The following is a 26,126-nucleotide window of genomic DNA, read 5'->3' as shown; positions in this document are numbered from 1 at the left end:
CCAGATGTGGAAGCCCGGTAACGGGTGGAGCTGACTGGTACTAATAGGCCGAGGGCTTGTCCTCAGTTGCTCGCGTCCACTGTGTTAGTTCTGAAATAACGAACAGCTGTGTTCATGCCAGCGTTCAAATTTCATAGTGTTTCGGTGGTCATAGCGTTAGGGAAACGCCCGGTTACATTCCGAACCCGGAAGCTAAGCCTTTCAGCGCCGATGGTACTGCAGGGGGGACCCTGTGGGAGAGTAGGACGCCGCCGAACAATCATTGTGGGAAAGCCCCGCACCTTATGGTGCGGGGCTTTTCTGCGTTCAGGGCCGGTGCGTGTTCCTGTAGGGTCAGGAGGCATCGTTCGTACGTTCAACAGGTGGAGGCCCCCGGGTGGAGGTCCAGGAGACTCGGGTTCAGACGGACCGAATTTTCACCATTCCGAACATCCTGAGCATGGCTCGCCTCGCCGGCGTGCCCCTGTTCCTCTGGCTGATTCTGGAAGAGCACGACGGGTGGGCGCTGGCCGTGCTCATGCTCAGCGGGGTCAGCGACTACCTCGACGGCAAGTTGGCACGGCGCTGGAATCAGATCAGCAGCCTCGGCCGGCTGCTGGATCCCGCCGCGGACAGGCTTTACATCCTCTCCACGCTCTTCGGCCTGACCTATCGAGACATTCTGCCGCTGTGGCTCACCGGGGCGCTGCTGGCCCGTGAGCTGATGCTGCTGGTCATGGTCTGGATCCTGCGCCGCCACGGCTATCCGCCGCCGCAGGTCAACTTCCTGGGCAAGGCCGCAACCTTCAACCTGATGTACGCCTTCCCCCTGCTGCTGCTCAGCGACGGTACGGGTTGGTTGGCCTGGATGGGGGCAGTTTTCGGATGGGCGTTCGCCGGATGGGGTACAACCCTCTACTGGTGGGCAGGAATCCTTTACGTGGTGCAAGTCCGTCGGATCGTGAAGGCGGACGCCGCGGCCGATTGAGCTCGCTCGGCGCCCGGCTGACGCGGAAGAGTTGCGGAGTCACCGTCCGGGACGGGTGAGGTCGGCGAGAACGTCGTCTCTCAAGGAGGACTCTTCCGACATGAAGGCCGTCGTTATGGCCGGTGGCGAAGGCACTCGTCTTCGCCCCATGACCTCGAGCATGCCCAAGCCGCTCCTGCCGGTGGCCAACCGGCCGATCATGGAGCACGTGCTCAGGCTGCTCAAGCGGCATGGGCTCAGTGAGACCGTTGTCACCGTTCAATTCCTGGCGTCACTCGTCAAGAACTACTTCGGTGACGGCGAGGAGCTCGGAATGGAGCTCACCTATGCCAACGAGGAGAAGCCACTCGGCACAGCCGGCAGTGTGAAGAATGCCGAGGAGGCCTTGAAGGACGACGCTTTCCTCGTCATTTCCGGTGATGCGCTCACCGACTTCGACCTCACCGACCTCATCCGCTTCCACAAGCAGAAGGGCGCACTCGTCACGGTGTGCCTGACCCGGGTGCCGAACCCGCTGGAATTCGGCATCACCATCGTGGACGAGGAAGGCAAGGTCGAGCGCTTCCTGGAGAAACCGACGTGGGGGCAGGTGTTCTCGGACACCGTCAACACCGGTATCTACGTCATGGAGCCCGAGGTCTTCAATTACGTGGACCCGGATGTTCCGGTCGACTGGTCAGGCGATGTCTTCCCGCAGCTGATGAAGGAAGGCCGGCCGATCTACGGCTACGTGGCCGAGGGCTACTGGGAAGACGTCGGCACGCACGAGAGCTACGTCAAGGCACAGGCCGACGTACTCGAAGGCAAGGTCCAGGTCGAGATGGACGGCTTCGAGATCTCGCCCGGAGTGTGGATCGCCGAAGGCGCCGAAGTGAGCCCCGACGCCGTGCTGCGCGGCCCGCTGTACATCGGGGACTACGCCAAGGTCGAGGCCGGCGTGGAGATCCGCGAGCACACGGTCGTCGGTTCCAACGTCGTCGTCAAGAGCGGGGCCTTTCTGCACAAGGCCGTCATCCACGACAACGTCTACATCGGGCCCCACAGCAATCTGCGCGGCTGCGTCATCGGCAAGAACACCGACATCATGCGGGCCGCCCGGATCGAGGACGGGGCTGTCATCGGCGACGAGTGTCTCGTCGGTGAGGAATCGATCATCCAGGGGAACGTGCGGGTCTACCCCTTCAAGACGATCGAGGCGGGCGCCTTCGTCAACACGTCGGTGATCTGGGAGTCCCGCGGTCAGGCGCATCTGTTCGGGGCCCGCGGAGTCACCGGCATCCTGAACGTGGAGATCACGCCCGAGCTGGTGGTCCGGCTCGCCGGCGCGTATGCGACGACCCTCAAGAAGGGGGCGACGGTCACCACGGCCCGTGACCACTCCCGAGGCGCGAGAGCACTCAAGCGGGCCGTGATCTCGGCGCTCCAGGCCAGCGCGATCAACGTGCGCGACCTGGAGAACGTACCGCTGCCCGTGGCGCGGCAGCAGACCGCCCGGGGCAGCGCCGGCGGGATCGTGCTGCGGACCTCGCCCGGGGTACCGGACTCGGTCGACATCGTGTTCCTGGACGAGCGGGGAGCGGACCTCTCGCTCCAGCAGCAGCGCAAGCTGGACCGGGTGTACGCACGGCAGGAGTACCGGCGGGCGTTCCCGGGCGAGATCGGTGACCTCCAGTTCCCGGGCAGCGTCTTCGACGCCTACACGGGCTCGCTGCTGCGGCGGGTGGACACGACCGGGATCGCGGATTCCGGGCTCAAGGTGGTCGTGGACGCCTCCAACGGCAGTGCCGGGCTGGTTCTGCCCAGCCTGCTGGGCCGGCTCGGCGTGGACGCGCTGACGATCAATCCGGGGCTCGACGAGTCCAGACCGACGGAGACCGCCGAGTCCCGCCGGGCCGGGCTGGTGCGGCTCGGGGAGATCGTGGCCTCGGCGCGGGCCGCGTTCGGGGTGCGGTTCGACCCGGTGGGCGAGCGGATCTCCCTGGTGGACGAGCGTGGGCGGATCATCGAGGACGACCGGGCGCTGCTGGTGCTGCTCGACCTCGTGGCCGCGGAGAAGCGCAGCGGCAAGGTGGCGCTGCCGGTGACCACGACCCGGATCGCCGAGCAGGTGGCGGCGTACCACGGGACCCAGGTGGAGTGGACGACGACCTCGCCCGACGATCTGACGCGGGTGGGCCGCGCGGAGAACACGATCTTCGGCGGGGACGGCCGGGGCGGGTACATCGTCCCGGAGTTCAGCAGCGTCTTCGACGGGTCGGCGGCCTTCGTCCAGCTGATCGGGCTGGTGGCGCGGACACAGCTCACGCTGAGCCAGATCGATGCGCGGATACCGCGAGCCCATGTACTCAAGCGGGACGTACCGACCCCGTGGGCGGTGAAGGGTCTCGTGATGCGGCGGGTTGTGGAGGCGGCAGGGGACCGGCAGGTGGACACCACCGACGGAGTGAGGGTGGTCGAGGCCGACGGGCGGTGGGCGCTCGTGCTGCCGGACCCGGCGGAGGCGGTCACTCACCTGTGGGCCGAGGGTCCCGACGACGCGTCCGCGCAGGCGTTGCTGGACGAGTGGGCGGGTGTGGTGGACGGCGCGGGGCACTGAGCGCCTGACACCTGCCGGACCAGCGCAGTCCGGGGGACCGGGTGCGGAGCGGCTGCTCCGGTCCACCGGACGGGCGCATTCGGTGTGGGCCGCTGCGACATGCGACGATGAGCGGCATGTCGCAGCCGCCCCACAGCCGGAGTTCGGTGCCGGCGCCTCCCGCGCGCCCGGACGCTTCCATGTCGCTGCTGACGCACGTGATGGACCACAGTCTCGACGACGGCTATGCGGAAGCGTCGGCCCGGCGCGAGGCGGAGGGTACGGCGGGCCTGCCGCGGAACCTCAAGGCCAAGCTGGCGCTCGCCGCCGGGCTCGTGCTCGCCGCCATGGTCGTCACGCTGGGTGCCGCCCAGGCGCGGATAGCCGCGCCGGTGCTGGCCAAGGAGCGCCAGGAGCTGATCGACCGGGTACAGCGGGCCGACGAGCACGCGGACGGCCTGGAGCAGGACATCGAGCGGCTGCGGGCGAACGTCGAGAGCCGCCGGCGGGAGGCGCTGAAGCAGCACGGCGGCGATCAGGGGCAGCGCGTGGCGCTGCTGTCCGGTGCGACGGAGGTACGGGGGCCGGGGATCAAGCTGGTCGTGGACGACGCCAAGGGCTCCTCGTCGGGCGAGGGCGGCAAGCCGCGCGAGAACACCGGTTTCTCGGACACCGGCCGGCTGCGGGACCGGGACATGCAGAAGATCGTCAACGGGCTCTGGCAGTCCGGGGCCGAGGCCGTCTCGATCAACGGGCAGCGGCTGACGTCGCTGTCGGCGATCAGGGCCGCGGGTGACGCGATACTGGTCGACAACAGGCCGCTGGTGCCGCCGTACGAGGTGCTGGCGGTGGGGGACAAGAAGCGGCTCGGGACCGCGTTCCAGGATTCCGCGGACGGCCAGTACCTGCACGCGCTGCAGGAGAATTACGGGATCCGCTACACCTTGTCCCCGGCGGACGAGCTGCGGCTGCCGGCCGCGTCGAGCCTGACCGTGCGTACAGCTACAGCAGAAGAGCCGAAGAAGGGTGCATCGTGATCGCGGTACTGGGCCTGGTGGCCGGAGTGGTGGTCGGACTTCTGGTCCGGCCCGAAGTGCCGGCCGTCGTCGAGCCTTATCTGCCGATCGCCGTGGTGGCGGCGCTGGACGCGGTGTTCGGCGGTCTGCGCGCGATGCTGGACGGCATCTTCGTGGACAAGGTCTTCGTGGTGTCGTTCCTGTCGAACGTGGTCGTGGCGGCGCTGATCGTCTTCCTCGGTGACAAGCTGGGCGTCGGCTCGCAACTGTCGACCGGTGTGGTCGTTGTCCTCGGCATCCGCATCTTCTCCAACGCCGCGGCCATCCGCCGGCACGTGTTCCGGGCGTGAGGCCGATGAGTGTGAACGACAATCCGCCCGAGGAGCCGACGGGCTCGGAGCTGCCGCCGCAGGACGAGCAGGAGCAGGGTGAGCGGGAGGCGCAGGCCGGTCGGCCGGCGCAGCCCGCCGAGGCGAAGGATTCCGAGGCGGCCGGGGCGGCCGCCGGGGAGCCCGAGGCCGCCGAGCCCGCCGAGCCCGCCGAGCCTGCGCAGACCGGCCGGCAGCGGCTGGCGGAGGTGCTGTGGCCGCCGCGGGTGAGCCGGGCCCAACTGATCGTCGCGCTGCTCCTGTTCGTCCTCGGGCTGGGCCTGGCCATCCAGGTGCGGTCGAACAGCGACTCCAGCGCGCTGCGCGGGGCCCGTCAGGAGGACCTCGTACGGATCCTCGACGAGCTCGACGGGCGGACCAAGCGCCTGGAGGACGAGAAGCAGCGGCTGGAGGACCAGCGCAAGGAGCTGGAGAGCAGCTCCAACCAGGCCGAGGAGGCCCGTCGGCAGACGGTCGAGAAGGAACGCCAACTCGGCATCCTGGCCGGTACGGTGGCAGCGCAGGGGCCCGGCATCACGCTGAAGATCACCGACCCCAAGGGCCAGGTGCAGTCGGACCAGCTGCTGGACACCCTCCAGGAGCTGCGGGCGGCGGGGGCCGAGGCGATCCAGATCAACGGTGTGCGGATCGGGGCGAGCTCGTTCTTCTCGGACGAGGGCGGCGGGATCGGCATCGACGGTAAGAAGATCACACAGCCCTACGAGTTCAAGGTGATCGGCAAGCCGCAGGATCTGGAGCCTGCCCTGAACATCCCCGGCGGTGTCGTGCAGACGTTGGAGAAGGAACAGGCCACCGTCGCCGTCACACGGTCGGCGAAGATCGTTGTGGATGCCTTGCGGGCTGCGAAGCAGCCTGACTACGCTCGGTCGTCATCGTCGTGACGCGGGACGGGGAGCGGACGGGCTCACGCGGGCTGATGCCTGCGGGGGGTCGACGCACTGAAGTCGTGCTGCGTGGTGGAAACTGTCTGGTGGTTACGGACGTTGTGAGGATGTCCGGGTCGGCAGGTGTGTGCATTCGGAGTTCGTCCTGCCCCACGGGCGGGTCTGTTTCGTTCAAGGGGAATCGCCCGTGAAGTTGTTTGAGAAGTTGTTCGGCAAGAAGAGCCGCGAGGAAGACGGTGCGGCCAGGCACCGTGCTGGGCAGGGAGAGATGGAAGGGCAGGGCGGTCGGCCGCTCTTCCGTGACGAGGTCGCGGGCGCGGGCGATGTTCCGGGCGCGCCCGGCGCGTCGTCTGTTGACCCTGCCGGTTCCGGACGCATAGGTTTCGGTGAACCATCAACCTCAGGTTCGGGTGGAGGGTTTGCCCCCGACCCGTATGCCACCAATGCCTCCGCGGGGCAGCCGCGGCGCGAGGAGCCGTCCATGTCGGCCGAGCAGGTTTGCAGCAGGTGCGGACACCGCAGCGATGCGGCCAGCCGGTTCTGCTCCAACTGCGGTGCGCCGCTGCGGGCGGGTCTGACGCCGGAGCGTGCCTCGGAGACCACGTCCACCATCTCGATCTCGGGCCTTGAGGCCTACGAGGCCGAGGTGTCGGGACAACAGCACGTGTCGTCCTCGCTGTCCCCCGAGGCCCAGGCCGCGGTGGAAGCTCTGCCGCCGGGTTCCGCCCTGCTGATCGTGCGGCGCGGCCCCAACTCCGGCAGCCGCTTCCTGCTGGACGGTGAGCTGACCACGGCGGGCCGGCACCCGCAGAGCGACATCTTCCTGGACGACGTCACGGTCTCCCGGCTGCATGTCGAGTTCCGCAGGAGCCAGGACGGCGGCTTCACCGTCGCCGATGTGGGCAGCCTCAACGGCACGTACGTGAACCGTGAGCCGATCGACTCGGTCGCCCTGCACAACGGCGACGAGGTGCAGATCGGCAAGTACCGGCTGGTCTTCTACGCGAGCCTGCGGGGCATCTGACCCTTCAAGGGAAGGTCCCATGCTGCGTACCCCGACCGGCGGTGCCCCGAAAGGGGGCGCCGCCGGCAGCACCGGCTCGGCCGGGCGGCTGGTGAGCATCGGCACGGTGCTCACCACGCTGCGCGACGAGTTCCCGGACGTCACGATCTCGAAGATCCGCTTCCTGGAGGCGGAGGGGCTCGTCGAGCCCCGGCGCACACCTTCCGGATATCGCAAGTTCAGCACCGAGGACGTCGAGCGGCTTGCGCGGATCCTGCGGCTGCAGCGGGATCACTACCTGCCGTTGAGGGTCATCCGCGAGCAGTTGGACGCGCTCGAACGCGGGGAGCAGATCCGCATCCCGGCGCCCACGGCGCACGGTGACTCCGTCGATCCCGCCGGCCCTTGCGCCGTCTACGGCGAGGTGGGCCGGGAGCGTCCGGCCGCGGCCCGGGTGGGCCGTGCCGAGTTGATCGCCGCGGCCGACGTGGACGAGGTCCAACTCGTCGAGTGGGAGTCGTACGGGCTGATCGCCGAGGCCCCCGGCGGCGGATTCGACGCAGGGGCGGTCACCGTGGCCCGGCTGGTGGCGGATCTGGGCCGGTTCGGGCTGGAGCCGCGGCACCTGCGGGCCATGAAGGCCGCCGCGGACCGCGAGGCGGGCCTGGTGGAGCAGGTCGTGGCACCGCTGCGCCGCCACCGCAACCCGCAGACCAGAACGCATGCGGAAGCCACCTTGAAGGAGCTCGCGGGGCTCTCCGTACGGCTTCACGAGGCCTTGGTACAGACCGCGCTCGGCGTCCGTCTGCACTGACCTCGGGCCCCCTCGGGGGCCCCGACTACCCAAACCTGCCGAGCAGGTCCTAGGGTTGCTGTGTGAACGAGCTCGACGTTGTGGGTGTCCGGGTGGAAATGCCCTCCAACCAACCGATCGTGCTCCTGCGTGAAGTGGGAGGCGACCGGTACCTCCCCATCTGGATCGGACCAGGGGAGGCGACCGCCATTGCCTTCGCGCAGCAGGGCATGGCCCCTGCCCGGCCGCTGACGCACGACCTGTTCAAGGACGTGCTGGAGGCGATCGGCGAGGAGCTCACCGAGGTCCGGATCACGGATCTGCGGGAGGGCGTCTTCTACGCGGAGCTTGTCTTCGCCAGCGGGGTCGAGGTGAGCGCGCGGCCTTCCGACGCCATAGCGCTGGCCCTGCGGACGGGGACGCCGATCTACGGCAGTGACGGCGTGCTGGACGACGCCGGCATCGCCATTCCGGACGAGCAGGAGGATGAGGTGGAGAAGTTCCGCGAGTTCCTCGACCAGATCTCTCCGGAGGACTTCGGCACCGGGCCGCAGTGAGCCGTCGGCCCCGCCGTCCACGGGTGCGTCAGCCCATTCGGCTAGCCTTGCCCCGTTCGAGGACACGGGAAACCACTCTCAGGGTGATTATCACTCGGCGTGCCGAGTGTGGCGATCGTTGACGCACCCCTGGTGACTGCCTACCTTCGAGGGGGCAGGTCAAGGACGGAGGGTCGGCGTGAGAGTCACGGGCGACGGTACGACCGGGGGCATCCCCGTGCGGAGTGACGGTGGGCCGTACCCGCTCCACGGCAGTGCGGCGGGTTCCGCGCGCCGTCAGCCGGAGAAGGCGTCGGTCGCACCTGCGGGCGCGGCCCCGGCACCCGAGCAGGTCGGCTACCGAGGGCCGACCGCGTGCGCCGCGGCGGGCATCACGTACCGGCAGCTCGACTACTGGGCGCGGACCGGGCTGGTGGAGCCCACCGTGCGCCCCGCCTACGGCTCCGGAACGCAGCGCCTCTACAGCTTCCGGGACGTCGTCGTCCTCAAGATCGTCAAGCGGTTCCTGGACACCGGCGTGGCACTCCAGAACATCCGGACCGCGGTCCAGCACCTGCGGGACCACGGCTTCTCGGACCTGGAACGCATGACGCTGATGAGCGACGGCGCCACGGTGTACGAGTGCACCTCGCCGGACCAGGTGGTGAGCCTCCTCCAGGGCGGGCAGGGCATCTTCGGCATCGCCGTGGGCGTGGTCTGGCGCGACGTCGAGAACGTGCTGTCACAGCTGCACGGCGAGCGGGTCGACACCGGGGAGACGGTGGTCGGCCACAACCCGGCGGACGAGCTGGCCGCGCGGCGCAACCGGGCCGGCTGAGCAGACCTCCCGGCCCGGCCCCGAGGCGCCGGGCCCGCCCCGGCCGATTGTCGGTGGCATGAGGCAGCATCGGGTCTGTGAGAGCCGCGCCGACCATCCTGCACCTGGACATGGACGCCTTCTACGCCTCCGTGGAGCAGGCGTCGAAGCCGAGCCTGCGCGGCAAAGCCGTGATCGTCGGCGGCCTCGGACCGCGCGGCGTGGTCGCCACGGCCTCGTACGAGGCCCGGCGCTTCGGGGTGCACTCGGCGATGCCGACGGCCCAGGCCCGGCGGCTCTGTCCGAACGGCGCGTACCTCATCCCCCGCTTCCGGCTGTACCAGTCGGTGAGCGAGGTGGTCATGGCGCTGCTGCGGGAGCTGTCCCCGCTGGTGGAGCCGCTCAGCCTGGACGAGGCCTTCGTGGACCTGGAGGCGGGCGGTACGGCCTTCGACGCGGATTCCGCGCTGGAGACGGGACAGCGGCTGCGGGCCGACATCAGGGCCGCCACGGGGCTGAGCGGGTCCGTGGGGCTGGCGGGGTCCAAGATGCTGGCCAAGGTGGCCTCCGAGGAGGCCAAGCCGGCCGGGCTGCTGCTGATCGAACCGGGGACCGAGCGGGAGCTGCTCGCACCGATGTCCGTACGGACCCTGCCCGGGGTGGGGCCCGTCACGGGGGAGCACCTGCGGCGCGCCGGGATGGCCACCGTGGGGGACCTGGCCGAGGCCGGTGAGGACGAGCTGGTGCGGATGCTCGGGCGCTCGCACGGGGTCGGGCTGTACCGGATGGCGCTGGGGCTGGACGACCGGCCCGTGGTCGCCGAGCGCGACGCGAAATCCGTGTCGGTGGAGGACACCTTCGACGTGGACCTGCACGACCGGGTGCGCATCCGGATCGAGGTGCAGCGGCTCGCCGACCGGTGTGTGCAGCGGCTGCGGGCCTCCGGGCACTCGGGGCGCACCATCGTGCTGAAGGTGCGGCGGTACGACTTCTCGACCCTGACGCGCTCGGAGACCCTGCGGGGGCCCACCGACGACCCCGCGGTGGTGCGGGAAGCTGCGGCGCGTCTGCTGGAGGCGGTGGACACCACGGGTGGGGTGCGGCTGCTGGGGGTGGGCGTGACCGGGCTGGCGGACTACACGCAGGAGGACCTGTTCGCGCAGTCCATGGCCGCGGAGGACGTGGCCGCCGACACGGGTGAGGTGGCGGAGGCCGGGGGGACGGGAGGGCCCGGAGAGTCGGGCGGTCCTGGCGGTCCTGGCGGTCCTGGAGGGCTTGGCGGGCCCGCAGAGGCCCCCGGGGGCGCGGAGCCGGCCGGGGGCCCCGAGCCCGCCCCGGAGCGGCGCTGGGCGGCCGGGAGCGATGTACTGCACGCCGTATACGGGCCCGGGTGGGTGCAGGGCAGCGGGGTCGGGAGGGTGACCGTGCGGTTCGAGCAGCCCGGATCGCCACCGGGCCGGGTGCGCACCTTCAGGGTGGAGGACCCCGAGCTGGAGCCGTCCGATCCGCTGCCCCTCGTCGGGGAGCCGGCGCCGCAAGCCGGCTAGGAGGAGTCGTCGCCGTTCGCCAGACGGCCGAAGTCGCGCTGGATGTCCGACGGGAGGGAGACGTCCAGTCCGTAGTGGTGGTAGAGCTGGAGCTCCTGTTCGGGGGAGAGGTGGCGGCCGACGCCGAAGTCCGGGGCGTCCTTGATGAGAGCGCGTTCGAAGGGGACCCGCAGGGTGTCGTCGACGACCTCGCTCGGCTCCAGGGGAACGAACGCGTCCCGGCTGAAGAGGCCCGTCCGGACGGCGGCCCATTCGGGCACGCCCGTGGCGTCATCGAGATAGACCTCGTCGACGGTGCCGATCTTGGTTCCGTTGCGGTCGAACGCCTTGCGGCCGATCAGGCTGCGCGGATCGATGTCGGTCTGCACGGTCCCTCCATGTGGTCGCAACTCCTCCGTAATGACTACAAAAGTGCATTTCCGGGGTAGGGGCCACTCGAAGGAGGTCCCAGAACCTCGCTGGTAGGCTGGGTGACGGCTGTTGACCCTGTGCGGGAGAGTCCTCCGAGTGAGCATGACGGAGGCGCCGAAGGAGCAAATCCTCCCCGGAATCTCTCAGGCATACGTACCGCACGGAACGAGGCCACTCTGGAAAGCAGGGGCGGGTACCGGGCGCAGTGCCGGTTCCCCTCCTCACCGACGGTGAAAGCCGGATCCCGCGGGTCATCCCCGCGACTCCGGTGAAGCTCTCAGGTTGAGATGACAGAGGGGGAGGCCGTCCGGGTGCCCGCGCCGTGGTGCCCCTCGCAGGTCGTACGACCCAGGAGGCCTCCGTACATGACCGCCAACCGCATTCCGCTCTCCCAGCTGGAGCGAGGCATCCCCTTCGAGCAGCGCCACATCGGCCCTGATGCCGAGGCGCAGGCGAAGATGCTCGCCCACGTGGGCTACGGCTCGCTGGATGAACTGACCGCTGCCGCGGTACCGGATGTGATCAAGAGCGCCGAGGCGCTGAACCTGCCCGACGCGCGGACCGAGGCCGAGGTGCTGGCCGAGCTGCGCTCGCTCGCAGACCGCAACCAGGTCCTGTCGTCGATGATCGGTCTCGGCTACTACGGGACCTTCACCCCGCCGGTGATCCTGCGCAACGTCATGGAGAACCCGGCCTGGTACACGGCCTACACCCCGTACCAGCCCGAGATCTCGCAGGGCCGCCTTGAGGCGCTCCTGAACTTCCAGACGGTCGTCGCCGACCTCACCGGCCTGCCGACCTCGGGCGCCTCCCTGCTCGACGAGGGCACCGCCGCCGCCGAGGCCATGACGCTGGCCCGCCGCGTGGGCAAGTCCAAGGGGAACGTCTTCCTCGTCGACGCCGACGCGCTGCCGCAGACCATCGCCGTGATCGAGACCCGCGCCGAGCCGATCGGCATCGAGGTCGTCGTCGCCGACCTGTCCGAGGGCATCCCGGCCGAGGTCGCCGAGCGCGGCGTCTACGGTGTGCTCGTCCAGTACCCGGGCGCCTCCGGTGCCGTACGCGACATCAAGCCGGTCATCGACCAGGCGCACGGCCTCGGCGCGATCGTCGCCGTCGCCGCCGACCTGCTGGCCCTGACCCTGCTGACCTCCCCGGGTGCGCTCGGCGCGGACATCGCCGTCGGCACCACCCAGCGCTTCGGCGTCCCGATGGGCTTCGGCGGCCCGCACGCCGGCTACATGGCCGTCCAGGACAAGCACGCCCGCTCGCTGCCGGGCCGCCTCGTCGGCGTCTCCGTGGACGCGGACGGCAACAAGGCGTACCGCCTGGCGCTGCAGACCCGTGAGCAGCACATCCGCCGCGAGAAGGCCACCAGCAACATCTGCACCGCGCAGGTGCTGCTCGCCGTCATGGCCGGCATGTACGCCGTCTACCACGGTCCGGACGGCCTGCGGACGATCGCCCGGCGTACGCACCGCTACGCGGCCCTCCTCGCGGCCGGTCTGACGGCCGGCGGGGTCGAGCTCGTGCACGGCTCGTACTTCGACACCCTCACCGCGCGGGTGCCCGGCAAGGCCGCCGAGGTCGTCGCTGCCGCCCGCGAGGGCGGGGTCAACCTGTTCCGGGTCGACGCCGACCACGTCTCCGTCTCCTGCGACGAGACGACCCTGCGTGCCGGCATCGAGGCCGTCTGGGCCGCCTTCGGCGTGACCGCCGACATCGAGGCCCTCGACGAGACCACCGCCGACGCGCTGCCCGAGGGCCTGCTGCGCTCGGACGACTACCTGGCGCACCCGGTGTTCCACCAGCACCGCAGCGAGACCGCGATGCTGCGCTACCTGCGCAAGCTGGCGGACAAGGACTACGCGCTGGACCGCGGAATGATCCCGCTGGGCTCCTGCACCATGAAGCTCAACGCGACCACCGAGATGGAGCCGGTCACCTGGCCCGAATTCGGCCAGCTGCACCCGTTCGCCCCGGTCGAGCAGGCCGAGGGGTACCTCACGCTCGTCAACGAGCTGGAGGAACGTCTCTGCGAGGTCACCGGCTACGACAAGGTCTCCATCCAGCCGAACGCCGGCTCCCAGGGTGAGCTCGCCGGCCTGCTGGCCGTCCGCGCCTACCACCGCGCGAACGGCGACGAGCAGCGCACCGTCTGTCTCATCCCGTCCTCCGCGCACGGCACCAACGCCGCGAGCGCCGTGATGGCCGGCATGAAGGTCGTCGTCGTCAAGACCGCCGACGACGGCGAGGTGGACACGGCCGACCTGCGCGCCAAGATCGAGCAGTACCGCGACGAGCTCGCCGTGCTGATGATCACCTACCCGTCGACGCACGGTGTGTTCGAGGAGCACGTCGCCGACATCTGCGCCCAGGTGCACGAGGCCGGCGGCCAGGTCTACGTGGACGGCGCCAACCTCAACGCCCTGGTCGGCCTGGCCAAGCCGGGTCACTTCGGCGGCGACGTCTCGCACCTGAACCTGCACAAGACCTTCTGCATCCCGCACGGCGGCGGCGGCCCGGGCGTCGGCCCGGTCGGTGTCCGCGCGCACCTGGCCCCGTACCTGCCGAACCACCCGCTCCAGCCCACCGCGGGTCCGGAGACCGGCGTCGGCCCGATCTCGGCGGCGCCGTGGGGCTCGGCCGGCATCCTGCCGATCTCCTGGTCGTACGTGCGCCTCATGGGCGGCGAGGGCCTCAAGCGCGCCACCCAGGTGGCCGTGCTCGGTGCCAACTACATCGCCAAGCGCCTGGAGCCGCACTACCCGGTCCTCTACACCGGCCCGGGCAACCTGGTCGCGCACGAGTGCATCATCGACCTGCGCCCGCTGTCGAAGGCGACGGGCGTCAGCGTGGACGACATCGCCAAGCGCCTGATCGACTACGGCTTCCACGCGCCGACCATGTCCTTCCCGGTGGCCGGCACGCTGATGATCGAGCCGACGGAGTCCGAGGACCTGATCGAGATCGACCGCTTCTGCGACGCGATGATCGCCATCCGCGGCGAGATCGAGCGGGTCGCGGGCGGCGAGTGGCCGGTGGACGACAACCCGCTGGCCAACTCCCCGCACACGGCGGCGGCGCTGGGCGGCGAGTGGGACCACCCGTACAGCCGAGACGTGGCCGTCTTCCCGGGTGGGGTCACGGCTGCGGAGAAGTACTGGCCGCCGGTGCGCCGCATCGACGGCGCCTTCGGCGACCGCAACCTGGTCTGCTCCTGCCCGCCGCTGGACGAGTACGACAACTGAGCCGTACGACACCGCGGGTGTTCGGCGACATGACACATCCGTATGACGTGACGGCATGACGAAGGGGCCGGTCCGGGAGAATGATTCCCGGGCCGGCCCCTCTTCGTTCCGTTCCGTGCTTCCGTTCCGTGCTGTCCGTTCCGTTCCGTACCGTCGTCGGCTAGGCCGCCTTCATCACCTGCGCCGCCGCGAGCGGGCGGTGCGGAGCGATGATCTGGCCGTCCGGCAGCAGCTCACCGGTGTCCTCGAAGAGCAGGACGCCGTTGCACAGCAGGCTCCAGCCCTGTTCCGGGTGGTTGGCCACGGGCTTGGCGGCCTCCCGGTCGGCGGAGTCGGCTGACGGGCACGCTGGCTGGTGCTGGCACATGGATGCGTTCTTTCGCTGCGGTGTGGTCTGTGTGCTGCGGCTCGATGCCTTGTTCATGGCCGCCCCCCGTATCAACGTCTTGGTTTGGTCAGGGTCCCAGTGTTGCCCTCCGGAGTTGCATCCGCAGGGATTTCCCGGCAGCTGTCCTCATACATTGATGACGCATCACTCGTGCGGGCGGTTCAGGTCAACTCCCCTGTCATTTCGGATGGTTCGGGGGTGGCCCGAGTAGGCTAGGCCGAATGGGCCGTACGGGTCATCGGTCCGCAACGCACCTGTTCGGACCCCGCCCGACCCCGATCGGAGACCGCTCAGGCGGCCGGAGCGGCCAGTGACGGCGGGACCGGCGGGACCGGTGGAGTGAGCCGGTGCGTCATCACGGGCAGCAGCTCGGACACCGGATGCGGCCGGTAGGCGGCGATGCCGGGCGGCGCCGGTGCCAGTGGCACCAGCAGGTCCGCGGCGGCCGGCAGCCCGGCGGAGGCGTCGGCGCCGACCGCCCCGTGCAGCCAGAGCGTCATCATGTACAGCTCCGGAACGGAGAGCAGCCGCGGCTGGTAGCTCTTGCCGAGCCCTTCCGCCTGGCGCAGGGCGCGTTCGGTGGCCGCGACATAGGGGCCCTCGAAGAAATGGGAGAAGACCCAGCCGTCCGGCGTCAGCCGGGTGTCCGCGGCGGCGACGTAGCGGTCGCCGCTGCGGATCAGGAACCGCCAGGCGGTCAGCCGGGTGCGGGGCGGACGGCCCCCCGCGGCCAGCTGGGAGATGTTCAGCCGGTCGAGGACGTGGACCGGCAGTGGCAGTTCGGCGGTCATCGGACCCTGCAGTGCGCGCAGGGCCGGAGTGTGCGCCTCGTGGACGGCGGTGGGGGAACCGAGTGCCGCGAGGACGCTGCGCAGGGCGGGCGCGGGAGCCGGAGGGACATGCAGCGGCATGGTGGGTCGCCTCTCACTTGGGAGACCTGTGGAACGGGGCAGGTGCGGACGGCGCTGTCGCATTCTGGGGCCAGAGGGGGGCTGAGGGGCAATGGCCGCGCGCCAACTCTCTGCCTCGTTTGCGGAGTTTATACGACATGTGTTCACGCAGTGTTTCGGCTAGCTGTCCCGCCTATTGCCGACAAGGCGCTTACCGGTCCCGCTGACATGGCATTCATGCCGGTTGCGCGCGAACATGTCGCGCTGACCTCGGAGGTTACCGGACAAGGGCTCGGCTGGAAAGCGTCTATTATCCCGAACCGGCAAAACCTATGCGGAATTTGCTTGTCGAGTTTTGCCAAGTGAATGTGCCATAGCGCCCTTCGGCCAAACCGGCGCGCGCTCCGCGCCAGGCACGCCCCCTCGCGTTATGGATCACGCCTCCGGGGCATCATCGACCGTACATGCGCGCCTGGGTGCGACAGGCCAGGCCCACTCGAGGAGGGACGCTTCGATGGGGGAGAAGGTCGTGGCGGGCGGATTCGACCTGTCCGATCGGCAGAGGTATCGGAGGAAGCTTCACGAGTGTCTGGAGGGACTGGAGCGGCTTCTGGCGGAGAAGAGGTTCGATCGCCCCAAGAACATGATGGGGCTGGAGATCGAACTGAATCTGGCGGGTGCCGACGGGTTGCCGAGAATGGTGAATGCCCAGGTTCTTGAGCGGATTGCGAGCCAGGATTTCCAGACCGAACTCGGAATGTTCAACCTGGAGGTGAACGTCCTTCCGCACCGGCTCGGCGGCCGGGTATTCGACCAGCTCGCCGAGGAACTCAGTGCGGGGCTCGCCTATGCCCACCGGCAGGCCGCGGAGATCGACGCCGGGGTGGTGATGATCGGCATCCTGCCGACGATCACCCGCTCAGACCTGGTCACCGCCAACCTCTCCGCGGTGGACCGCTACTCACTGCTGAACGAGCAGATCCTGATGACGCGCGGCGAGGACTTCATGCTCGACATCGACGGGGTCGAGAGGCTGACCTGGAGCACCGGGTCGATCGTCCCCGAGGCCGCCTGCACCTCCGTACAACTGCACCTCCAGGTCACGCCGGGCCGGTTCGCCGACGTGTGGAACGCTGCGCAGGCGGTGACCGCCGTACAGATAGCCGTCGGCGCCAACTCGCCGTTCCTGTTCGGGCGTGAGCTGTGGCGGGAGTCGCGGCCGCCGCTCTTCACACAGGCCACCGACACCCGGCCGCCCGAGCTCCAGGCCCAGGGGGTGAGGCCGCGGACCTGGTTCGGGGAGCGCTGGGTGGAGTCGGCGTACGAGCTCTTCGCCGAGAACGTCCGGTACTTCCCCTCCCTGCTGCCCATCTGCGACGAGGAGGAGCCGCTGCGCGTGCTCGCCGAGGGAGGGGTGCCGAGCCTGCAGGAGCTGGTCCTGCACAACGGCACGGTCTACCGGTGGAACCGGCCGGTGTACGGGGTCGCCGACGGGATGCCGCACCTGCGGGTGGAGAACCGGGTGCTCCCGGCCGGCCCGACGGTCGCGGACGTGGTGGCGAACGCGGCTTTCTACTACGGGCTCGTCCGCACGCTCGCCGACGAGCAGCGGCCGGTGTGGACCCGGCTGCCGTTCGCCGAGGCGGAGGCCAACTTCGACGCCGCGTGCCGGTACGGGATCGACGCCCGGTTGCGCTGGCCGCGCCGAGGCCGGGGCGGCGGGCTGGCCGGCGTGTCCGCGGTACGGCTGGTCCTGGACGAGCTGCTGCCGATGGCGGCGGCCGGGCTGGACGCCTGGGGCATCGAGCCCGCCGACCGCGACCACTACCTCGGCATCATCGAGGAGCGCTGCCAGCGGCGGGTCAACGGGGCGACCTGGCAGGTGGACACCTACCACCGGGCGCTCGCTTCCGGGATGGAACGGGACGCGGCGCTGGCGGCGATCACCCGGCGTTACAGCGAGCTGATGCACAAGGGCGATCCCGTGCACACCTGGCCGGTCGGGCTGGCGGACGAGGAGGCGGGCGCCGCGGTGCCGGTCCGGAGCTGAACCGGCCGCCCGCCCGCCGTTCCGGGCCCGGTGATCCCGTTCCCCCGCCGAAGAGGCAGTATGGGGTGGACGGAAGCGGAACGGCGGGACGGAGTCGGACGTGCGGGCGGAGCCGGAGCCGGTGGTCAAGGCGGTGCACGAGGACGGGCGGGGGCTCCTGCGCACCGAGACGCTGCTCGTGCTGGCGCTGTCGCTGGGCGCGAGTGCCTTCTCCTCGCTGATCAGCTTCATCGGTTCGCTGACCAAGCCGGGCGGTCTCAAGGACCAGGCCGCCACGCTCAACGGCTCGCACGCCCCCGGCCGGCCGTGGCTGGACCTGGCCTGGCAGCTCTTCGGCATCGGCACCGCCCTGGTGCCCGTACTGCTGGTCGCCCACCTGCTCACCCGGGAGGGCGCGCCGGGGCTGCGGGTGCTGGGCTTCGACCGGACCCGCCCCGGCTGGGACCTGCGGCGCGGAGCCCTGGTCGCGGCCGGGATCGGGAGCGCCGGGCTGGCCTTCTACCTGGCGGCGCGGGCGAGCGGGTTCAACCTCACGGTGGTGCCGGAGGCGCTGCCGGACGTGTGGTGGAAGTTCCCCGTGCTGATCCTCTCCGCCGTGCAGAACGCCGTGGTGGAGGAGGTCATCGTGCTGGCCTATCTGCTGCGTCGGCTCGATCAGCTGGGCTGGTCGCCGGTGGCCGCGCTGCTGGCCAGTTCGGTGCTGCGCGGCTCGTACCACCTCTACCAGGGCATCGGCGGCTTCGTCGGCAACATGGTGATGGGCGTCGTCTTCGTCATGGCCTACCGCCGCTGGGGCCGGGTGGGTCCGCTCGTCGTCGCGCACGCGCTGCTCGACATCGTGGCCTTCGGGGGGTACGCGCTGCTCGCGGGCAAGGTGGGCTGGCTGCCGACCCACTAGGCCCTGTCGTCAAAGTAGCGCCGGTGAGGCCCGCGGCGTCCGGTGCCGTGCATCGCAAGGCGGAGGGGCTCCCGATTACTGGGCGTACTTGGGTGCCCCGACAACGCTGGGGGCACCTCCCAGCGGTAGCTGGGGGAGGGACTTTGACGACAGGGCCTAGGCGCCCCGCCGGTCAGGGGCGGGCGAGCAGTTCGCCGTCGATGACCGTGACGGCGTTGCCGGTCAGCAGCGTACGGTCGCCCGCCAGCCGGACCCCGACGCGTCCGGTGCGCGCCCCGCCCTGGAGCCCGACGAGCGAGGCGCGGCCCAGCCGGGCGGCCCAGAACGGGGCGAGCGCGGTGTGGGCGCTGCCGGTGACCGGGTCCTCGTCGATCCCGACGGCCGGGAAGAAGCCGCGGGAGACGAAGTCGTACCCGCGGGAGGGGTCCTCGGCGGCCGCGGTGACGATCACCCCGCGGCGGGCGTAGCCGCGCAGGGCGCCGATGTCGGGGGTGAGCTCGCGTACGGCCCGCTCGTCCGCCAGCTCGACGAGCAGGTCGCCGACGTGCTCGGACGTGTCGTGGACGGACCTGATCACCGCGCCGAGGGCGCGGTGCACGGCGGGGTCCGCCGCCACCGGCGTCAGCGAGGACGTCGGGAAGTCCAGCGTGATCGCGCCGTCGGCGGCGGTTTCGGCCGCGAGGATCCCGCACCGTGCGGAGAACCGGATCAGCCCCTTGGCCAGGCCGCTCGTCGCGATCACGTGCGCCGTGGCGAGCGTGGCGTGGCCGCACATGTCGACCTCGGCGGACGGGGTGAACCAGCGCAGGGCCCAGTCCGCGTCCCCGCCGGGCGGCAGGGGGCGGGCGAATGCGGTCTCGGACAGGTTGACCTCGGTGGCGACCTGCCGGAGCCAGGCGTCCGGGGGGAACTCGCCGTCGAGGAGCAGGACCCCGGCGGGGTTGCCGCGGAAGGGGCGGTCGGTGAAGGCGTCGACGATTCGGAGGCGCATGTCCCGACCGTAGGCCCGGTTCTTGATCGTCCGCAAAGGCCGGTTCGGGATGACCGGCCTGGTCACCGACCTGTTCGTTAAGAGTTTCCGATATATCGTTGACGTATCGCGATGGGTCAGCGATAGTTGAGGCATCGCAAGAGCGATGACGAAGAACCGAAAGACGAAAGGAGCGCAGTCATGCGTTCACACGGACAGCACGGACACGGCGGCCACGGACACGAGCGCGGACGGGGGCACGGCCACTGCGGGCCGGATCGTCGGGAGGAGTTCAGGGGCCTGCGCGCCGCCTTCGGTCCGTTCGGACCGCCCTTCGGCGGCGGCCCTTTCGGCGGGCGTGGAGGGCGCGGCGGCCCGCGCGGCCGGGCCCGGCGGGGAGATGTGCGCGCCTCGATCCTGGCGCTGCTCAAGGACCGGCCGATGCACGGCTACGAGATGATCCAGGAGATCGGCGAGCGTAGCGGCGGGGCTTGGAAGCCCAGCCCGGGGTCCGTCTACCCGACCCTGCAGCTGCTTGAGGACGAGGGGCTCATCACCAGCGAGAGCGAGGGCGGCAAGAAGCTGTTCACGCTCTCCGAGGCCGGCCGCACCGAGGCCGAGTCGGGTCCGGAGGCCCCGTGGGCCGATGCTGGGCGCGGCTTCGACTTCGAGGCGATGCACGAGGTCCGGACGGCCGGAGTCGGCCTGATGGAGGCCTTCGGCCAGGTCTTCAAGACCGGGTCGGCCGAGCAGCGCGAGAAGGCCCTCGCGGTCATCAACGACGCCCGCAAGAAGCTCTACCTGATCCTGGCCGACGAGCACTGAGCCGGTCTGCACGCGAAAACGGCGCGCCCCGCGGGTTCTCCCGCGGGGCGCGCCGCCGTGTCCGCGGCGTGGGCGGAGGGGGAGGTCAGGTGGTGACCAGGCCTGCGAGCCTGCGCAGTGATTCGTTGAGGGCGGCGGTGGCCGAGTCCTTGAGCTTGCCCGCCATCAGGGAGACGGCGGCCCCGTTGAACTCCCCGTCGATGCGGACTGTGGTGGCCTCGCCGTCCGGGACCAGGGTGTACCGGGTGAGGATGGCGACGCCCATGGGGCCCTTGCCCGTGATGGCGAAGACGCGCTCGGTCTCCAGCTCCGAGACGGTCCAGGCGACCTCGGCCGGGAAACCCATCATCTTCATGTTCTCCTCGAAGGTCGCCCCGACCGCGAGGGTCCCGGGGCCGCCCTTGGGGAAATCGGTGTGCGTCATGCTCCACTCGCCGTACGCCGCCCAGTCCGTCAGCTGGGCCCAGAGCTTCGCGGCGGACGCCTCGATGCGTGATTCCGCGGTGACTTCGGCCATGGCGACCACCCCTTCTCGTCGGGTACGTGCGGCGGAACGTAGCCCCGGTGGGCGGAACATTCAATACTGACGACCTGTCAGAAAATACCGGCCCGGTCACGGTGGGTGTCGGATGCATCTCAACAGGTGTCATGCTCGTGACGGTACTGACCGGCCCTGCCATGATGGCCGGATGCAAGTGACAGGGAGAAACGCCGGACTGGGCCTCGCGCTCGTCTCGGCGTTCGCGTTCGGTGGTTCAGGTGTGGCGGCGAAGCCGCTGATCGAGGCGGGTCTGGACCCGCTGCACATGGTCTGGCTCAGGGTGGCCGGGGCGGCGCTCGTGCTGTCCCCGCTGGCCTGGCGGCACCGCGGTCTCCTGGCCCGCAAACCCCTCCTGCTCGCCGGCTTCGGGATCGTTGCCGTCGCGGGTGTGCAGGCCTTCTATTTCGCCTCCCTGTCGCGGATCCCGGTCGGCGTGGCCCTGCTGCTGGAGTACCTCGGCCCGGCGTTGCTGCTCGGCTGGATCCGCTTCGTGCAGCGCAAGCCGGTGACCCGGGCCGCCGCGGCCGGAGCCGCCGTGGCCGTCGTGGGGCTGGCCTGCGTGGTCGAGGTCTGGTCCGGGCTGAGCCTGGACCCCCTCGGTGTGCTGCTCGGCCTCGCCGCCGCTTGCTGCCAGGCCTTCTACTTCGTGTTCGCGGACCACGGCGCCGACGGGGCCGCCGGTGACGACGTGCCCGACCCGCTCGGGGTGATCGCGTACGGCATGCTCGTCGGCGCTCTCGTGATGACGGTGATCGCCCGGCCGTGGGAGATCGACTGGCAGTTGCTGGGCGGGTCGGCCGCGATGGGGGACCTGACGGTGCCCGCCTGGGTCCTGCTCGGCTGGGTGGTGCTGATCGCGACCGTCTTCGCGTACCTGACCGGCGTGGTCTCGGTGCGCAAGCTCTCGCCGCAGGTGGCCGGCGTGGTGGCCTGCCTGGAGGCGGTCGTGGCCACCGTGTTCGCCTGGATCCTCCTGGGCGAGCACCTCTCGGCCCCGCAGATCGTCGGCGGCGCCCTGGTGCTGGGCGGTGCCTTCATCGCGCAGTCGGCGCGGCCGACCCCGCCGGGGGCGCCGGATCCGGAATCGGGCGTTTTGGACCGCGAGGCGACGACGGCCTAGGGTGGCGACCATGCATTCGACCGTGCTTCCGCCTCCCGCCGCGTAGCCGCGGGCAGCCGCCCCTCGTGACGAGGACCCGGCCCGGGGAGTTCCCGGGCGGGTCCGCGCTGCCCGCGAAGCGATGACCTTCCTCTTTCATCCTTCACGCATGCGCGGAGCACACTCGTGTCGAATCCTTCGCCCGTCTCTTCCCCGACCACCGCCGGGAGTACCCCCGGGCGCAGTCTGCTGTACCTCGTCGTCGCCGGGGCCGCCTGGGGCACCGCCGGGGCGGCCGCCTCCCTCCTCTTCCTGGCCAGTGACCTCGGTCCGCTCGCCCTGTCGTTCTGGCGGTGCGCCGGCGGGCTGGTGGTGCTGCTGGGGGTGCTCGCCGTACGCCGGCGCCGGGGCGCGGCGGTGCGGCCGTCGGTGGCATCGCTGATCGGGACCGGCCTGATGTTCACGCTCTTCCAGGCCGCCTATTTCGGCGCCGTACGCGAGACCGGCCTCGCGGTCGGCACGGTGGTCACCCTCGGCGCCGGACCGGTGCTGATCGCCGTCGGGGCGCGGTACTGGATGGGCGAGCGGCTCGGCCGGGGCGGCGTGGCCGCCGTCGCCGGGGCGCTCGCCGGGCTCGCCGTCCTCGTCCTGGGCGGCGGGGGCGGCGAGGTGCGGCCGCTGGGCGTCGGCTGGGCCCTGCTGTCGGCCGCCGGGTACGCGGGGATGACCCTGCGGGCCCGCTGGCTGGGGCGGCGCGGGGCGGGCGGGGACCCGCTGGTGACCACCGCCTGGTCGGTCGCGGTGGGCACGGTGTGCCTGCTGCCGCTCGCCGCGGCGGAGGGGCTGGTGCCGCACACCGCCGAACCGGGGCGGGTGCTCTGGCTGCTGGTGTACGTGGCCACCGTGCCGACGGCCCTGGCGTACGCGCTGTACTTCACCGGGGCCGCCGCGGTGCGGGCCGCGACGGTGTCCGTGATCATGCTGATCGAGCCGGTCAGCGCGGCGGTGATCGCCGTGCTGGTGCTCGGTGAGCGGCTGACCGGCGCCGTGGTGCTGGGGACCGTACTTCTGCTGGCCGCGGTGGGCGCGCTGATCGCGGCCGAGGCGGGCAGGCCCGCGGGCGGGCCGGTGGTCCGGCCCGCCCGGGAGGCTCAGAGCGCGGCGAGGTAGTCCGGGGTGGCGATCCCGGGGGCGAGGTCGTCCGCCGGGATCGGCGTCCCGTGCACCTGGGCGACCGGGACCACGCCCGACCAGTGGGGCAGGCCCATGTCCTCGGGCTCGTCGTTGGGGCCGCCGGTACGGAGCTTCGCCGACACCTCGTTCAGGTCCAGGCGGATCACCGCGGTGGCGGCGAGCTCCTTGGCGTTGGCCGGCCGCGAGTCGGCGGAGCGGCCCGGGACCACGTGGTCGACGAGGGCGTCGAGGGCCGTACGGCGCTCGTCCTCGTCGGTCACCTGGTAGGCGGTGCCGTGCACGATCACCGAGCGGTAGTTGATCGAGTGGTGGAAGGCCGACCGGGCCAGCACCAGGCCGTCCACGTGCGTCACGGTCAGGCAGACGGGCAGTCCCGGGTCGGCCTTGCCTGCGGCGAGCAGCGGGCGCGAGCCCGTCGAGCCGTGGATGTAGAGGGTCTCGCCGACCCGGCCGTACAGGGTCGGCAGGACCACCGGGGCGCCGTCGCGGACGAAGCCGAGGTGGCAGACGTAGGCCTGGTCGAGTATCGAGTGGACCGTCTCGCGGTCGTAGCGCGCCCGCTCGCGGGAGCGGCTCGGGACGGTGCGGTCGGTGGGCTCGTAGCCACCGGTCGTCTCGTTCGTCTCGTCCATCTCGGGCGTGTCGGTCGTGGCGGTCATGATGCGCGCTCCGTTGTACTAGTGCATACTTTGCTTTGTGCTAGGAGAGTATCGGATCACAGGGCGCCGCGCATCGGATATCGCGGCGAGCGTCGAAGCGGGCATCGGGTCGGGAGCCCTCGCGCCGGGAGCGCTGCTGCCGCCGATGCGGGAGCTCGCCGGTGTGCTGGGGGTGAACCCGAACACCGTGGCCGCCGCGTACCGGACGCTGCGCGAGCGCGGAGTCATCGAGACCGACGGCCGGCGCGGCAGCCGGGTGCGGGGCCGTCCGGCGAGCGCGCCGCGCGACGAACTGCGGATGGCGGTGCCGCCCGGCGTGCGCGACGTCGCGTCGGGGAATCCGGACGTGCGGCTGCTGCCCGCGCTGGACGTGGCCCTGGCCGAGGCCGCACGGCGCTACGCACAGGCGCCGACGCTGTACGGGGACGACCCGGTGGTGCCGGAGCTGGAGCGGCTGGCCCGGGCCGACCTCGACGCGGACGCCGTTCCCGCCGGGCCGGTGGGCGTGACCTCGGGCGCGCTGGACGGGATCGAGCGGGTACTGGCCGCGCACCTGCGCCCGGGGGACGCGGTGGCGGTCGAGGACCCGGGGTGGGGGAGTGCGCTCGACCTGGCCGCGGCGCTGGGTCTGCGGGTGGTGCCGGTGGCCGTGGACGACGACGGACCGGTCGTCCCGTCGGTGGAGCGGGCGCTCGCGGAGGGTGTGCGGGCGCTGCTGGTGACGGCCCGCGCGCAGAACCCGACCGGGGCGGCGGTGAGCGCCGGCCGGGCGGAGGAGCTGCGCGCCGTGCTGGCGCGGTATCCGGAGGTGCTGGTCGTGGACGACGACCACGGGCACGCCATGGTGGACCTGCCGCTGCACTCGCTCGGCGGGGTGACCCGGCACTGGGCGCTGGTGCGCTCCACGGCGAAGGCGTACGGGCCGGATCTGCGGCTGGCGGTGCTGACCGGCGACGCCGTGACCCTGGACCGGGTGCGGGGGCGGCAGCGGCTCGGGCCCGGGTGGGTGAGCCGGCTGCTCCAGTACACGGTGGTCGAACTGTGGGCCTCCGGCGCGGTGGACCGGGCGGCGGTCGCGCGCTCGTACGGGGAGCGGCGGGACGGGCTGGTCGCGGCGCTGCGGGAGCGGGGCGTGCATGCCCACGGGCGGAGCGGGATGAACGTGTGGGTGCCGGTCGCCGACGAGACGGGGGCGGTGACGCGGCTGCTGGCCGCGGGCTGGGCGGTGGCCCCGGGCAGCCGGTTCAGGGTGGAGTCGGAGCCGGGCGTGCGGATCACGGTGTCGAGCCTGCAGCCGGGTGAGGTGCCGGGCCTCGCGGCCGCGGTGGCCGCCTCGGTCCGCCCGGCCACGGGCGGCCGCTTCGACTGACGGACGCCCGCGGCAGGAGCCGGGCGGGCCGGTGCGGTTCCCGGCACCACCGTCGGGGATCAGCCTCGGCGACGGGCGTGAGCCGCCCGCGCCGCGCGGCCGCGGCATCAGCGTCGGCGGGACTGGGTCAGGGCCGCGCCCGCCAGGACGATCGCGGCGCCGACCGGCGTGTTCCAGTGCAGTTGTTCCCCGAGGAGCAGGACGCCCGCGGTGGTGGCGATGACCGGGATGAAGTACGTGACCATCTGGGCGGTCGTCGGGCCGATCTCCGCGACCAGGCCGTACTGCATCTGGAGGGCCATCCCGGTGCCCAGGGCGCCCAGCGCGATCACCGACAGGGTCGGCCACAGCGGGAACGAGGCGGGGGCCGAGGTGAACGCGGCACTGACCAGCAGCAGTTGGACGGTGGAGAGCATCAGCTGCGCGCCGGTCAGCGCCACCGGCGAGCCGGGGACCGAGGCCAGGGTGCGCCGGACGTAGATCCAGCCGATCGGGTAGCAGAGCGAGGCGAGCAGGGCGAGCGCGGTGCCCTTGGCGTCGATGCCGGAGAAGCCCTGCCAGGCGCCGAGGACCGTCAGGACGCCGAGGAAGCCCAGGCCCAGGCCTGCGAACCGGCGGCGCGTCGGGCGGTCCTCGGAGAGCGCCACCATCGACAGGGCCATGCCCCACAGCGGCGACGTGGCGTTGCAGATCCCGGCCAGGCTCGACGGGATGCTCAGCTCGGCGTACGAGAAGAGCGAGAAGGGGGCGGTGTTGAGCAGGAGCGCCGCCACGGACAGGTGGAGCCAGGTGCGGCGGCCCCGGGGGAGCGGCTCGCGGCGGACCAGGAGCACCGCGAGCAGCGCCAGCGCACCGAACAGCACCCGGCCGAGGGCGACCTGGAAGGGTGCGTAGGCCTGAGTGCCCACCTTGATCAGCAGGAAGCTGAAGCCCCAGACCACCGAGAGGATCGCGAAGCGGAGCCGCCAGTCCACACGGGCGGTGCGGGTGGTGGCGACCGGCGGGGAGAGGGTGGGGCGAGGGGTGACGGGTGCGCTCATGGGGAGTACTCTGC

Annotated in this window: 24 protein-coding genes, 1 rRNA gene and 1 riboswitch; of the genes, 18 read left to right on the top strand and 7 right to left on the bottom strand. The window is 71.0% G+C overall.

What is annotated here, in order from left to right:
- Positions 1 to 140: 140 nt before the first annotated feature.
- From rrf to ABTY04_RS06240, 11 genes are all read left to right on the top strand, one after another.
- A 5S ribosomal RNA gene (gene rrf, locus ABTY04_RS06290) occupies positions 141 to 257 on the top strand.
- Positions 258 to 376: 119 nt separating this feature from the next.
- Complete coding sequence (gene clsA / locus ABTY04_RS06285) at positions 377 to 967, top strand: cardiolipin synthase ClsA (RefSeq protein WP_352212141.1); 591 nt, start codon at positions 377 to 379, stop codon at positions 965 to 967.
- 100 nt (positions 968 to 1,067) lie between these two features.
- Complete coding sequence (locus ABTY04_RS06280) at positions 1,068 to 3,563, top strand: sugar phosphate nucleotidyltransferase (protein WP_352212140.1); 2,496 nt, start codon at positions 1,068 to 1,070, stop codon at positions 3,561 to 3,563.
- A 107-nt stretch (positions 3,564 to 3,670) separates the two neighbouring features.
- Positions 3,671 to 4,579, top strand: coding sequence for a DUF881 domain-containing protein (locus ABTY04_RS06275; protein WP_352212139.1), 909 nt, complete (start codon positions 3,671 to 3,673; stop codon positions 4,577 to 4,579).
- On the top strand, positions 4,576 to 4,908 hold the full coding sequence (locus ABTY04_RS06270; RefSeq protein WP_030158423.1) for a small basic family protein: 333 nt from the start codon (positions 4,576 to 4,578) through the stop codon (positions 4,906 to 4,908). Before ABTY04_RS06275 ends, ABTY04_RS06270 begins: the two co-directional genes overlap by 4 nt.
- A gap of 5 nt (positions 4,909 to 4,913) precedes the next feature.
- A complete protein-coding gene (locus ABTY04_RS06265) occupies positions 4,914 to 5,828 on the top strand; it encodes a DUF881 domain-containing protein (protein ID WP_352212138.1) in 915 nt (304 codons plus the stop codon).
- A 130-nt stretch (positions 5,829 to 5,958) separates the two neighbouring features.
- Entirely contained in the window at positions 5,959 to 6,855 is an 897-nt protein-coding gene (locus tag ABTY04_RS06260; protein ID WP_352212137.1) for an FHA domain-containing protein, read from the top strand.
- A gap of 19 nt (positions 6,856 to 6,874) precedes the next feature.
- Positions 6,875 to 7,648 (top strand): transcriptional regulator FtsR, encoded by a 774-nt coding sequence (ftsR, locus tag ABTY04_RS06255; protein WP_352212136.1) that lies wholly within the window; start codon positions 6,875 to 6,877, stop codon positions 7,646 to 7,648.
- A gap of 62 nt (positions 7,649 to 7,710) precedes the next feature.
- The gene (locus ABTY04_RS06250; RefSeq protein WP_030009777.1) at positions 7,711 to 8,184 is read left to right on the top strand and encodes a bifunctional nuclease family protein; all 474 of its coding nucleotides are present in this window, start codon (positions 7,711 to 7,713) and stop codon (positions 8,182 to 8,184) included.
- Between the two features lie 178 nt (positions 8,185 to 8,362).
- On the top strand, positions 8,363 to 9,001 hold the full coding sequence (locus ABTY04_RS06245) for a MerR family transcriptional regulator (RefSeq protein WP_352212135.1): 639 nt from the start codon (positions 8,363 to 8,365) through the stop codon (positions 8,999 to 9,001).
- A gap of 77 nt (positions 9,002 to 9,078) precedes the next feature.
- The gene (locus ABTY04_RS06240) at positions 9,079 to 10,527 is read left to right on the top strand and encodes a DNA polymerase IV (RefSeq protein WP_352212134.1); all 1,449 of its coding nucleotides are present in this window, start codon (positions 9,079 to 9,081) and stop codon (positions 10,525 to 10,527) included.
- On the opposite strand, the gene ABTY04_RS06235 is transcribed toward ABTY04_RS06240, so the two are convergent.
- On the bottom strand, positions 10,524 to 10,895 hold the full coding sequence (locus ABTY04_RS06235) for a PRC-barrel domain-containing protein (protein WP_352212133.1): 372 nt from the start codon (positions 10,893 to 10,895) through the stop codon (positions 10,524 to 10,526). The genes ABTY04_RS06240 and ABTY04_RS06235 overlap by 4 nt on opposite strands.
- A gap of 113 nt (positions 10,896 to 11,008) precedes the next feature.
- Positions 11,009 to 11,107: riboswitch (glycine riboswitch) on the top strand.
- A 196-nt stretch (positions 11,108 to 11,303) separates the two neighbouring features.
- Between ABTY04_RS06235 and gcvP the strand changes: the two genes are divergently transcribed.
- The gene (gcvP, locus tag ABTY04_RS06230; RefSeq protein ID WP_352212132.1) at positions 11,304 to 14,189 is read left to right on the top strand and encodes an aminomethyl-transferring glycine dehydrogenase; all 2,886 of its coding nucleotides are present in this window, start codon (positions 11,304 to 11,306) and stop codon (positions 14,187 to 14,189) included.
- 160 nt (positions 14,190 to 14,349) lie between these two features.
- Here gcvP and ABTY04_RS06225 read toward each other — a convergent pair whose 3' ends face one another.
- Together ABTY04_RS06225 and ABTY04_RS06220 are read right to left on the bottom strand one after the other, a co-directional pair.
- Entirely contained in the window at positions 14,350 to 14,556 is a 207-nt protein-coding gene (locus ABTY04_RS06225) for a DUF5999 family protein (RefSeq protein ID WP_030303831.1), read from the bottom strand.
- Between the two features lie 311 nt (positions 14,557 to 14,867).
- The gene (locus ABTY04_RS06220) at positions 14,868 to 15,488 is read right to left on the bottom strand and encodes a hypothetical protein (RefSeq protein WP_352212131.1); all 621 of its coding nucleotides are present in this window, start codon (positions 15,486 to 15,488) and stop codon (positions 14,868 to 14,870) included.
- Between the two features lie 493 nt (positions 15,489 to 15,981).
- On the opposite strand from ABTY04_RS06220, the gene ABTY04_RS06215 reads away from it, so the two are divergent.
- Together ABTY04_RS06215 and ABTY04_RS06210 are read left to right on the top strand one after the other, a co-directional pair.
- Entirely contained in the window at positions 15,982 to 17,517 is a 1,536-nt protein-coding gene (locus ABTY04_RS06215; protein ID WP_352212130.1) for a glutamate-cysteine ligase family protein, read from the top strand.
- 100 nt (positions 17,518 to 17,617) lie between these two features.
- Positions 17,618 to 18,415: a CPBP family intramembrane glutamic endopeptidase gene (locus tag ABTY04_RS06210; protein WP_352212129.1), complete on the top strand. Its 798-nt coding sequence runs from the start codon at positions 17,618 to 17,620 to the stop codon at positions 18,413 to 18,415.
- 172 nt (positions 18,416 to 18,587) lie between these two features.
- Here ABTY04_RS06210 and ABTY04_RS06205 read toward each other — a convergent pair whose 3' ends face one another.
- Entirely contained in the window at positions 18,588 to 19,406 is an 819-nt protein-coding gene (locus ABTY04_RS06205) for a PhzF family phenazine biosynthesis protein (RefSeq protein ID WP_352212128.1), read from the bottom strand.
- Between the two features lie 180 nt (positions 19,407 to 19,586).
- Between ABTY04_RS06205 and ABTY04_RS06200 the strand changes: the two genes are divergently transcribed.
- Positions 19,587 to 20,210 carry a PadR family transcriptional regulator gene (locus ABTY04_RS06200; RefSeq protein WP_352212127.1) on the top strand — a complete coding sequence of 208 codons (624 nt, stop codon included), beginning with the start codon at positions 19,587 to 19,589 and terminating at the stop codon, positions 20,208 to 20,210.
- 85 nt (positions 20,211 to 20,295) lie between these two features.
- Here the strand turns inward: ABTY04_RS06200 and ABTY04_RS06195 are convergent, their stop codons facing one another.
- Positions 20,296 to 20,727, bottom strand: coding sequence for a type II toxin-antitoxin system Rv0910 family toxin (locus tag ABTY04_RS06195; RefSeq protein ID WP_352212126.1), 432 nt, complete (start codon positions 20,725 to 20,727; stop codon positions 20,296 to 20,298).
- A 172-nt stretch (positions 20,728 to 20,899) separates the two neighbouring features.
- On the opposite strand from ABTY04_RS06195, the gene ABTY04_RS06190 reads away from it, so the two are divergent.
- Together ABTY04_RS06190 and ABTY04_RS06185 are read left to right on the top strand one after the other, a co-directional pair.
- Positions 20,900 to 21,871 (top strand): EamA family transporter, encoded by a 972-nt coding sequence (locus tag ABTY04_RS06190; protein WP_352212125.1) that lies wholly within the window; start codon positions 20,900 to 20,902, stop codon positions 21,869 to 21,871.
- Between the two features lie 165 nt (positions 21,872 to 22,036).
- Positions 22,037 to 23,020: a DMT family transporter gene (locus ABTY04_RS06185; protein WP_352212124.1), complete on the top strand. Its 984-nt coding sequence runs from the start codon at positions 22,037 to 22,039 to the stop codon at positions 23,018 to 23,020.
- Here the strand turns inward: ABTY04_RS06185 and ABTY04_RS06180 are convergent.
- Positions 23,002 to 23,703 (bottom strand): pyridoxamine 5'-phosphate oxidase family protein, encoded by a 702-nt coding sequence (locus tag ABTY04_RS06180; RefSeq protein WP_502996563.1) that lies wholly within the window; start codon positions 23,701 to 23,703, stop codon positions 23,002 to 23,004. The two genes, ABTY04_RS06185 and ABTY04_RS06180, sit on opposite strands and share 19 nt — an antisense overlap.
- 37 nt (positions 23,704 to 23,740) lie before the next feature.
- Here ABTY04_RS06180 and ABTY04_RS06175 point away from each other — a divergent pair, with 37 nt between their 5' ends.
- Positions 23,741 to 25,072: an aminotransferase class I/II-fold pyridoxal phosphate-dependent enzyme gene (locus ABTY04_RS06175; RefSeq protein ID WP_352212123.1), complete on the top strand. Its 1,332-nt coding sequence runs from the start codon at positions 23,741 to 23,743 to the stop codon at positions 25,070 to 25,072.
- A gap of 107 nt (positions 25,073 to 25,179) precedes the next feature.
- Here ABTY04_RS06175 and ABTY04_RS06170 read toward each other — a convergent pair whose 3' ends face one another.
- The gene (locus tag ABTY04_RS06170) at positions 25,180 to 26,112 is read right to left on the bottom strand and encodes a DMT family transporter (protein WP_352212122.1); all 933 of its coding nucleotides are present in this window, start codon (positions 26,110 to 26,112) and stop codon (positions 25,180 to 25,182) included.
- Positions 26,113 to 26,126: the final 14 nt, after the last annotated feature.

The organism is Streptomyces sp. NPDC097981 (assembly GCF_040302565.1).
GTDB lineage: Bacteria > Actinomycetota > Actinomycetes > Streptomycetales > Streptomycetaceae > Streptomyces.
The sequence above is the reverse complement of the archived record's forward strand: the minus strand, read 5'-3'. Positions and strand labels throughout refer to the sequence as shown.